We start from the raw sequence: 8,684 nt of genomic DNA on the forward strand, positions 1-8,684 counted from the left end.
CACCCTGCGCCAGGGCGGCGGCCGAGAGCGCGGCGACGGTCGGGCAGGCGAGGACGGGGGCGCAGAGAAGCCAGCGCATCAGCTCATCCCCATGGCGTCTTTGTACATCTGCAGCACCGCCTCTTGCTCGGCGATGTCGTCGGGCTCGCGCTTGCGCAGAGCGATGAGGAGCCGCAGGACCTTCACGTCGTAGCCGCGCCCCTTGGCCTCGGCCATCACTTCCTTCTGCTGGTCCGCGATGTCCTTCTTCTCTGCCGCCAGCCGCTCGGCGCGCTCGATGAAGCTCCGCAACTCCGCCGCATGAACCCGATAGGCGCCGTCGCGGACCTCGCGGTCCGCGTCTGTTTCCTTGAGCCCGGCCTCTTCCTTGGATGCCTTTGGAAAGCCCATGTCCTTCATGATCCGTCCCCCTCAGTCGCGCATCGGCATGAGCACCCAGAGCGCATCCGGGTCCTCGGTGACGATACGGGCGGGCTCTCCGCGCCCGGCACTGGAGAGGGTGAAGGCGGGGGCGATCCGGGCGAACTCGGAGAGCAGCGCCAGGCTGTAGGTCGCCGTCTGACCGTCCTTGGTGGTGTGGCCCTGCAGGGCGATGCTCAGATCGACGCCATCCGGCATGCTGAGCGACATGCGTCCGGCGCCGGGATCCAGCCGCAGGGGCAGGCTACGTCCATAGCAGGTGGCGCTGGCGATGGTGCGCAGGCGGCTCAGGGCGCTGGCCGACAGGTGCGCGGTGAAGGCATCGGAGGTCGGCGGTGTGACCCGCGTGTAATCCGGATAGGTGCCGTCGATCCCCTGGATCACCAGGCGCAGCCCGGGGGCCGTCACCAGCAGGTGGCGCGCATCAGCCGCGAAGCTCAGCGGGGTATTCCCTGCCTTGCGCGCGATCGCGATGAGCAGATCGACGGCGCGCACGGGAACGATGATCCCGTCGGGGCGGTCGGTCGCCTTGCTGCCGTCGATCCGCGGCCCCTCGATGAAGCGGGCCAGCTCGTCGCAGTCGATGATGGCCATGCGGTGGCCGTCGGTGGTGACGGCGCGCAGGGTGCCCGCGTCCGGCTTCGTGGTCAGGAAGGTGCCATTGAGATAATACCGGGTCTCTTCGCGGCTGACGCAGGACCGCCCCAGGTCGAAGAGCCGCAGCGCCTGCGCGCCGGAGAGCGTGAACGCGCCTGCGCCGGGCATCCCGTCGGGGTCCAGATCCGTGAAGGGCTGAGGGAAGTCCTCCGGAGGAATGCTCAGCTGCAGGGTCACCTGGATCTCGCCGTCGGAGAGGCGCACCCGGTCATGCTCCTCGCCGCGAAGGTGAGTGATGGTCACCGGGCCGCGGGCGGCCCGCAGGAAACCGGCCAGCGCCCGATGCGACACCACCAGATCCGCGCGCCCGCTGGTCTGGGCCTCCAGATCCAGCATCAGGGTCATCTTGAGGTCGGTGGCATCCAGCGTGAGCTGGTCGCCGTTGAAGCGGATGCGGACACAGCCCAGGGCCGGGATCGTGTTCCAGCGCTCGATCACGCGCCCGAGGCGGTTGCTGGCGAGCCGAAGTTCGGCGAGGGCCACGGTGGCGCTTGGCCGCCCCGCGGCTCACCGTCCATGCGCCCATGGATCTGGAGGCGATCCCCGAGTATCCACTCGACCCGGATCTGCGCCTCGACTCCCATTCCTTCATCCAGTGGGAGCACCGGCGCTGGATGTCTTCGGACATGCGCTGGAACGGCACCCACGAGTGCAAGTCCATGTGGTTCGAACTGGTCAACCTCGCCCATGGCGAGACCCCGGTGGGCACGCTGCCCCATGACGTGAAGCGTCTGGCGCGGATGGTGCAGCCCGCCGTCGACCTGACCCACTTCGAGGCTCTCTGCCAGCTGGAGTTCGGCCCGTTGCACGGCTGGATCCCCTGCCGCTGTGGCGAGGGTGTCGGTACTTGGCGGGCAGCTTGCTGCGGCGTCTGGCACTGTCTGCAGCGATGTCATCCAGCGAGTAGCCCAGCTCTCGCGCCCTGGCCGCCAGGGCCGCGCGCGCCGCGGCCTTGCGCTGGCTTTTGAGCGCACTGATGGCAATGAAGTTCGAGGTCGGACGCAGGCGCTTTGGAACGAGGCGGGGCGCCGGCCGGCCGCCCTCGATTGCTTCCTGGATGGCAAAGCCCACGGAGGCCGGGGTGAAAGAGGGGTCGTCTTGTGCGACGCCATGGTTCTGACGTGCGAGGACCTGGCCGAGGATGGTGAGCCGGTAGGTCCGGGCACCGTCAGGCTCTTCCACCTCAAGGAGGATGCGGCAGCCGATGAAGGGTGAATGCGGTCAGGTCCCTTCAGGAGGTTCCTTTTCCCGGGGGTAATTCCCCCTCCGATGCTCGCGAGCATTCCGGCGATGTAGAGGCGATGTTGTTTCGACCGTTGTTCTTCTAGTTGCCAAGAGCAGATGCCTAGGCATTCATCGGGACGGATTTTCAGTGTCTTCGGGATCGCTGACACTCAACGGGGACAAGATCTTCGTGGGATCGCCGAGTGATATGACCGGCTTGGCAGGCTCGCGCATGAGGTCTTCGCGAATGTCCTCGAGCAGCTTCTCACGGTTCAGTTCCATGGAGAACATCACCCGCCGCGAAGCCTCGCGGTCTTCATTGCCTTGGGCGTTACGGACAAGCCGAGCCGAAGAATAGCCAGCAGAGGACAGGCGCCCGCGGGCCCAGTTGATCACGTCGGGATCGGTGAGGCCATTGATGCAGATCTTCAGTGCATTCTGGGCGCGACGCTGTGACAGATCCAAATTGTAGAGATAAGCCGCCTCGGGACCTTGCCCAGCCCTGCCTTCCGAGGAAGCGTGGCCTTAAATCTTCAACTCCGAAATGTCCACGTCCGACGATTGCAGCGTCCCAACCCACGCCGCGCAAAGCTGTTCCAGAACTTCCGGATTCCGGACGACGGCGCTGTTGGCCGAAAACAGGATCTTTTCCGGCAGGACCACCGTGCCGTCCTGCGTCAGTTGACCGCCAGCCGCCCGAATCCGCGCGCCGAGTTCACGTTCCAGATCCCGGCGCATACGGTCTTCGCGTTCCGCTGCCTCGGCCAGGCGCGCGCTGGCCAGAGTTGCAGCGGTATCCGGGGGGGTTAGCAGCGTCTCGAGCGAGGCCTTCAGCTGTGTCTCGGGCCGGATCTCGGCCACTTCGGAGAGCTTTAGCAAGGTTCCGGGATCCAGTTCGACGGCCCCGTTCATCAAGCGTTGCAGGTCTTCCTCGCGCATGAAGCGGCTGAAACGCTCGGTGTCCGCGATCGGCGTCAAGTCCTGAAGTGTCACACCAACATCGCGCAGCTTCTGCGCCATGTCGAAGGTGCCGTCTGTCAGGCCAGTGATGATCGCGGCTTTCTGGGTCTCGGTGAGGTGTTGTAGATTCTCGGTCAAGTTCAGGCTGCGGCGTTCGGTGTCGACCTGCCACCAGGTGAACAGCAGCAGCAAGACGAAGGACAGCAGGATGAATGCCTCGGCCACGGTGAGGCCCATTACAGCGCCGCGCTTGTAGGCCCGGTGCGATCCGTCGCTGCGATCAGTCTGCCGCATGGCATGCTCCGCCGCAGCCTTGCCCTTGCCGGGGTTCCGTATGCACCACCATCAGTCTTGGTTCCGGCGAAGTCGATCGAAGCGTCGCGTTCGCGCCGTGTCAAGCGTAAGGGTCTGAAGATTCTCCCCCAGCCTTTCGCCTCCGGCACGGACCGAGGCCGCGGCGGTCTCGAAGCCTTCGCCTAGCTGCGTGGCTCCCTTGTCAATAATCCCGCCAGCACGCGAGGCTGCCTCGCCCAGATCGTGCGCGCCGGTTTCGAGCTTCGCAGTCGCGTCCTTCATCACCCGGGACATCTCCTCGGCACCTTCGCGGGAAACAGTGGTGAATGCCTCCGTCAGCGTGGTGGCTGCGCCCTGTGTGCGTGCGAGACGAGACATCGTTTCTTCGGAGCCTTTCGACAACAGTTCGGCGGATGCCAGCAGCAGCGTGAGGCTTTGTGAGACCCGTTCCGCTGCCTCGACATTCCGGGTGGAGAGGGATCCAGCGACTTCGGTCATCTCGGTCATCGCTTCGCGGATACGGTCCGCGGCAAGGGCGCTGGAGTCGTTCACGGCTGCGGTTACCATGGCTAGGGATGCGTCGGTCTGGAGCTTAACGCTCTCGCGCAGGGCAGGACCAAAGTCCTGGGCGGACTTGAGCAATTCGGTTTGCATTTCCGACAACAGGCCGTCGAATGCTTCGCGTAGCTTGGTTTCACGTTCGACGTTGTGTTGCAGGCTCTCGACGGAGAAGGCCTTAATCTGGTCAACGCTCATCGCGAGTTCTGTGCGGAAGCGGCGGGAGGCCTCGTTCAGCTGTTGGCGTTCCCGGCGTTCTTGGCTGTCCATGTCGATCTTGAACTGCATCATGAAAACCCGCAGGAATACACCGGCGATGGTCGAGGCTAGGGCAACGCCGAAGCCCGAGATGATCTCGGGTATCAGTTCGGCCCGACTGCCGGCGTCCTCACGCACCACGAAGTAGAGCGAGATCGACAGCGCCGTCAGGGTGAACAGGAAGCCGAGATAGTAGCAGTTGTCGCCGATCGTCTCGGCGTCGAGGCGCAGTTCGGTGGCGTTGTAGGCCACCAGCGCATAGGCCAGCAGCACCGTGATCGCTAGCGCGGCCGGGGCGAAGACCGAGACCCCGGGGAGGATCTTGAGGATGATTTCCCCCCCGACCCCGATGATGAAGGCGAGGGCGAGCGGCAGCGCCTCGGCCATCGGACGGCCACTGGTGCCGTAGATCCGTTTTGCAGGCTTGCGCGCCATCACAGGTCTCCCAACCGGTTCACCACAGGCACATGGGCACCCTGGCGCTCGAAGTAGCGGATCCAGAAGTCTTCCAGGACGGCGGGGTCCTTGACGCCTTCGGCGGGGCGGGGCACTTGGTAAATGCGAATCTCGGCGCCGTCGAGCGTTCGGCCCAGGCGTTGGAATGCGGGCGAGGCGCGGAAGCTGTCCCAGGTGCCGCCCCTGTAGAAGCTGAGCGCGTCGCTGTGCTGCAAAAGGTCGGTTACCAAGATGATGCGCCGCGGGCCCTCGAATGTGACGAAACCGGGCGTATCAGCGACGAGCGCCTGAAGGCTTTCCATGATCGGTGAACGATTGGCACCCGTCGCGCTGACCATGTCCAGAAGGCGGCTTTGCAGGGGCTCATGGAAACGGCTTTCGTAACGCTTGGCGATCAGCTTTTCATTTTGGGTCAGCCGGTTGGCAGAGGCGGCGTCCTGCGGTTTGCATAGCGGCGGCGTGGCCCCCCAGCGGGTGGAGTCCTCGCTGACCACGCCAAGGGTGAACTGGGTGCCGCGCGCTGCATCTGAAATCTCCTGTTCGATCCGTGCCAGCAATTGCGCGTGCTGGGCGGGGGACATGGGGTCGGTCAGGTCCAGCAGGATCGCCGTCATCGCCACCGGGCCGGTGGCCTCTGGGCAGAGGGTTTCGGTGTCCAGGGCGCGGGCTCGGCTTTCCTGGTCCGACCACCAGAAGGCGGCGCCTATTCCCGAAAGAACCAAGATGGCAACGCCCACGGCCAAGACGGTTCCCGTGACGCCCCTCTGCGCGCTGCGCCCGCGACGGCGACTCCGGCGGCCCGAGCTGCGGCGGGCCATCAGGCGGCCTCTGCCGGGGCGGTGGCGACGGTGCCCTGCTGGACGTCTTCGGGAAGGCGGAACTCGGTCACTGCGGTTTGGAAGTTGGCGAAGATCTCGCGGATTGCTGCCTCGACGGCGGCGGTCACACGGTCGGCCTCGGTCTCGGCATTCCTGCGGCGTGTGTCGTCAGCGGGCACCGCGGTGCGGAAGGCAGCGAAGGCATGGCTGGTCGCGAAGCTGGGCGGAGCCTCGTCCGTGCGGGCCGCCACATTGGCGTCGCGATAAATTGCCAGAAGGTGAGCCAGGGATTTGTCGCATTGATCGAGAAAGCTCTCGAGATGGAAATTCAGCGTGGAATGACCGTAGAGGGCATCGATAGCCTGAGAAATACCATCGCGCACCTGCTGATCGGCATCGCGCAGTTCGTCTGTGGCAACGTCGCGTTTTTCTGTGAGTTCCTCGATAGCTTCCTCGAAATGTCGGGAATGATCCTCGCGGGCGTGTTCCAGATCCCTTTCGATGCGGCTGTAGCCGGGAAATGGATCGAAGGCATGCCAGCCCTTGAGAAAGGCGAAGATCGAAATCATCGATCCGATGGCCAACAGGATCCAGCTGTCCATGCTGGTAAGGCCCATCGGGTCCTGGTTCAATGCAGGAACGGCTTGCAAGATGGCGTCGCTCCAGTCGGCCTGTGAATCGATCAGGTCCCGGAAATGTGCGACGGTGAGGTTCAGTGCCAGGGCCAGGGCGATCCAAGCGGCCAGGCTGATCAGCCCTAAAAACTTGCGCAGGTAATTGGTGTGGTTCACTCCGCAGGCCCAGATGCCCAGAAGCACACTGGCCACTACGTTTACGCCCGAGAAGATCACTGCGGTCAGCAGCCCGCCAAGCAGACCTTGTTCGTTCCCGCGCGCGAACATGAACATATTGAGCCCGGATTCAAAAGCGATGAAGATGATCGTGATCGCGACGAAGCGAACCCAACCTTCGAAATGTCGCGCCGGGCGCCGCAGATGATGCCGTTCGCGAAAGTACTTGCGGTGCTGAAATGTCTCGTGCAGGCGCTCTGTCGAGGCCGTCATCAGCGCCTTCCAGCCGCGCACCGCTGTCAGGTAGTCGCCGCTGGCGTTGCCCGCGACGATCTCGACCTCTTTTCGCATGGTGTCCGCGCGAGACAGCCTTTCGTTGTAGACCTGCCGATTGGTCTCGTAGTTCTCCAGCCCTTTGCGGCGCAGTGCGTCAATGCTGGTAATGACGGATGTTTCGACATGATCGGGCGCGGTGGTTCCAGATGCAGGCAGGTTCCGCTTGCCGCGGGTTTCGCCTTCGGCGACTAGATTGAGATCCCGTTGTATCTTGTCCTGATCGATTTCGGGAAAGACCGAAAGCGATGGCAATAGTTCATCAGACCTGAGTAGGCTTTTCAGTTTGTCGAGCACGGGCAGTCCCTGGAACGTGCGAATCCTATTTCCGATAAAGGGCTCTCGTGCCTTGGAAAGCAAGGGAATGGGTGACCGCTAGGTTCAGGCGGTTCATCGTGTCCGCTCCTTCCACCCGCGAAGGCACCGACTATCATCCTCCCGGGGGGTATCTGAAAATCTGGGCCAAATGCTCCTGACCGGTGAGGGGACCGCAGTTTTCGTGCTCGGCTAATTGGAGAAAAAAGCCCATCTAGAGCAAGTGCGGAACCGGTGGGGCAGCTCCATTTGTGCTACTCTCGCTCGAGAGGCCGGAGGTGATTGGTGTTCATGCCACGGGATTTTTCCTCCACCGTTGATTAGAGGCCGATCCAACTTGAGGACGGACAATGAAGCGAACGAGATTTACGGACGAGCAGATCATCGGCATCCTGGCCGAGCACGAGGCAGGCGCAAAGTGCGCGGACCTGTGCCGCAAACACGGCATGTCGGAAGGTACCTTCTGCAACTGGAAGGCCAAGTTCGGTGGCATGTCGGTGTCAGAGGCGAAGCGGTTGAAGGCGCTCGAGGATGAGAACGCCAAGCTGAAGAAGCTGCTGGCCGAGCAGATGCTCGACCTTGCCGCGATGAAGGAACTGGTTTCAAAAAAGTGGTGACGCCTGCCGTGAAGCGCGAGGCGGTCGCGCATCTGAAGGCCCGGTTCGGGCTCTCGGAACGGCGGGCGTGCCGGGTTGCCGATGCGGATCGCAAGATGGTCCGCTATCAGGCGCAGCGTGCGCCGGACACGGTGCTGCGCGGGCGGCTGCGAGAACTGGCCAGCGAGCGTCGGCGGTTTGGTTGTCGGCGGCTCTTCGTGCTGCTGCGACGTGAGGGAGAGCCTTCGGGTATCAACCGGATCTATCGGCTCTACCGCGAGGAAGGGCTGACGGTGCGCAAGCGAAAGGCCCGACCCAAGGCTGTCGGAACGCGGGCCCCGATCCTGGTCGAGGCGCGACCCAATGCGCGCCCCCTCTCGTTGTTTGCTGTGCAAACAACTGCCGGTCAACGGGATCACTGGATTTCGTCCATGACCAGTTCGCCAATGGCCAGCGCTTTCGTGTGCTCAATGTGGTCGACGACGTCACCCGTGAGTGCCTTGCGGCAATCCCGGACACTTCGATTTCGGGGCGCCGTGTGGCACGTGAACTGACGGCCCTGATCGAGCGCCGCGGAAAGCCGGGGATGATCGTCTCCGACAACGGCACCGAACTGACCAGTAACGCAATCTTAGCCTTCGCTGCCGCGCACCGGATCGAATGGCACTACATCGCGCCGGGAAAGCCGATGCAGAACGGCTTCGTGGAGAGTTTCAACGGACGGATGCGAGACGAGCTGCTCAACGAGACCATGTTCCGTAACCAGGCCCATGCGCGGATCGTGATTGCTGCCTGGGCCGCCGACTACAACACCGAACGCCCACACTCGGCCTTGGACTACCAGACCCCCGCCGACTACGCTCGAACCCTGACCACCGCAATCGCCCGCCCCGCTGCGCAAGATGAAAGCTCCGCGCGTCGGGCGATTGCTCAACCTGCGCCGCTCGGCGTAAATACCAACCGGACTCCGGTCGCGGCTGGATGAAAGACCGGTGGCAGGTCAC

At 63.6% G+C, this 8,684-nt stretch carries 8 protein-coding genes and 1 pseudogene; 2 read left to right on the forward strand and 7 right to left on the reverse strand.

The features are described from left to right. Positions 1-78 precede the first annotated feature (78 nt). Both CVM50_RS19285 and CVM50_RS19290 read right to left on the reverse strand, forming a co-directional pair. Positions 79-399: a DUF2312 domain-containing protein gene (locus CVM50_RS19285; protein WP_085886579.1), complete on the reverse strand. Its 321-nt coding sequence runs from the start codon at positions 397-399 to the stop codon at positions 79-81. A 12-nt stretch (positions 400-411) separates the two neighbouring features. Further along, positions 412-1,560 (reverse strand): DNA polymerase III subunit beta, encoded by a 1,149-nt coding sequence (locus CVM50_RS19290; RefSeq protein WP_085886578.1) that lies wholly within the window; start codon positions 1,558-1,560, stop codon positions 412-414. An 8-nt stretch (positions 1,561-1,568) separates the two neighbouring features. Here CVM50_RS19290 and CVM50_RS22055 point away from each other — a divergent pair, with 8 nt between their 5' ends. Continuing rightward, the gene (locus tag CVM50_RS22055) at positions 1,569-2,045 is read left to right on the forward strand and encodes a hypothetical protein (RefSeq protein WP_232618303.1); all 477 of its coding nucleotides are present in this window, start codon (positions 1,569-1,571) and stop codon (positions 2,043-2,045) included. A gap of 385 nt (positions 2,046-2,430) precedes the next feature. Here CVM50_RS22055 and CVM50_RS21575 read toward each other — a convergent pair whose 3' ends face one another. The 5 genes from CVM50_RS21575 to CVM50_RS19315 form a co-directional block, all read right to left on the reverse strand. Beyond that, on the reverse strand, positions 2,431-2,766 hold the full coding sequence (locus CVM50_RS21575; RefSeq protein WP_143515558.1) for an OmpA family protein: 336 nt from the start codon (positions 2,764-2,766) through the stop codon (positions 2,431-2,433). A 60-nt stretch (positions 2,767-2,826) separates the two neighbouring features. Further along, positions 2,827-3,555, reverse strand: a complete 729-nt coding sequence (locus CVM50_RS19300; protein ID WP_143515557.1) for a hypothetical protein — start codon at positions 3,553-3,555, stop codon at positions 2,827-2,829. Positions 3,556-3,606: 51 nt separating this feature from the next. Beyond that, complete coding sequence (locus tag CVM50_RS19305; RefSeq protein WP_085886575.1) at positions 3,607-4,806, reverse strand: hypothetical protein; 1,200 nt, start codon at positions 4,804-4,806, stop codon at positions 3,607-3,609. Further along, entirely contained in the window at positions 4,806-5,570 is a 765-nt protein-coding gene (locus CVM50_RS19310; RefSeq protein WP_085886574.1) for a type 1 glutamine amidotransferase family protein, read from the reverse strand. The genes CVM50_RS19305 and CVM50_RS19310 overlap by 1 nt, the downstream gene beginning before the upstream one ends. 74 nt (positions 5,571-5,644) lie before the next feature. Beyond that, entirely contained in the window at positions 5,645-7,066 is a 1,422-nt protein-coding gene (locus CVM50_RS19315; protein WP_143515556.1) for a hypothetical protein, read from the reverse strand. Between the two features lie 368 nt (positions 7,067-7,434). On the opposite strand from CVM50_RS19315, the pseudogene CVM50_RS19320 reads away from it, so the two are divergent. Further along, positions 7,435-8,665, forward strand: a pseudogene (locus tag CVM50_RS19320) (IS3 family transposase). Positions 8,666-8,684: the final 19 nt, after the last annotated feature.

Origin of the sequence: Pseudooceanicola marinus (assembly GCF_002786295.1) — a bacterium.
GTDB classification, from domain to species: Bacteria; Pseudomonadota; Alphaproteobacteria; order Rhodobacterales; family Rhodobacteraceae; genus Pseudooceanicola; species Pseudooceanicola marinus.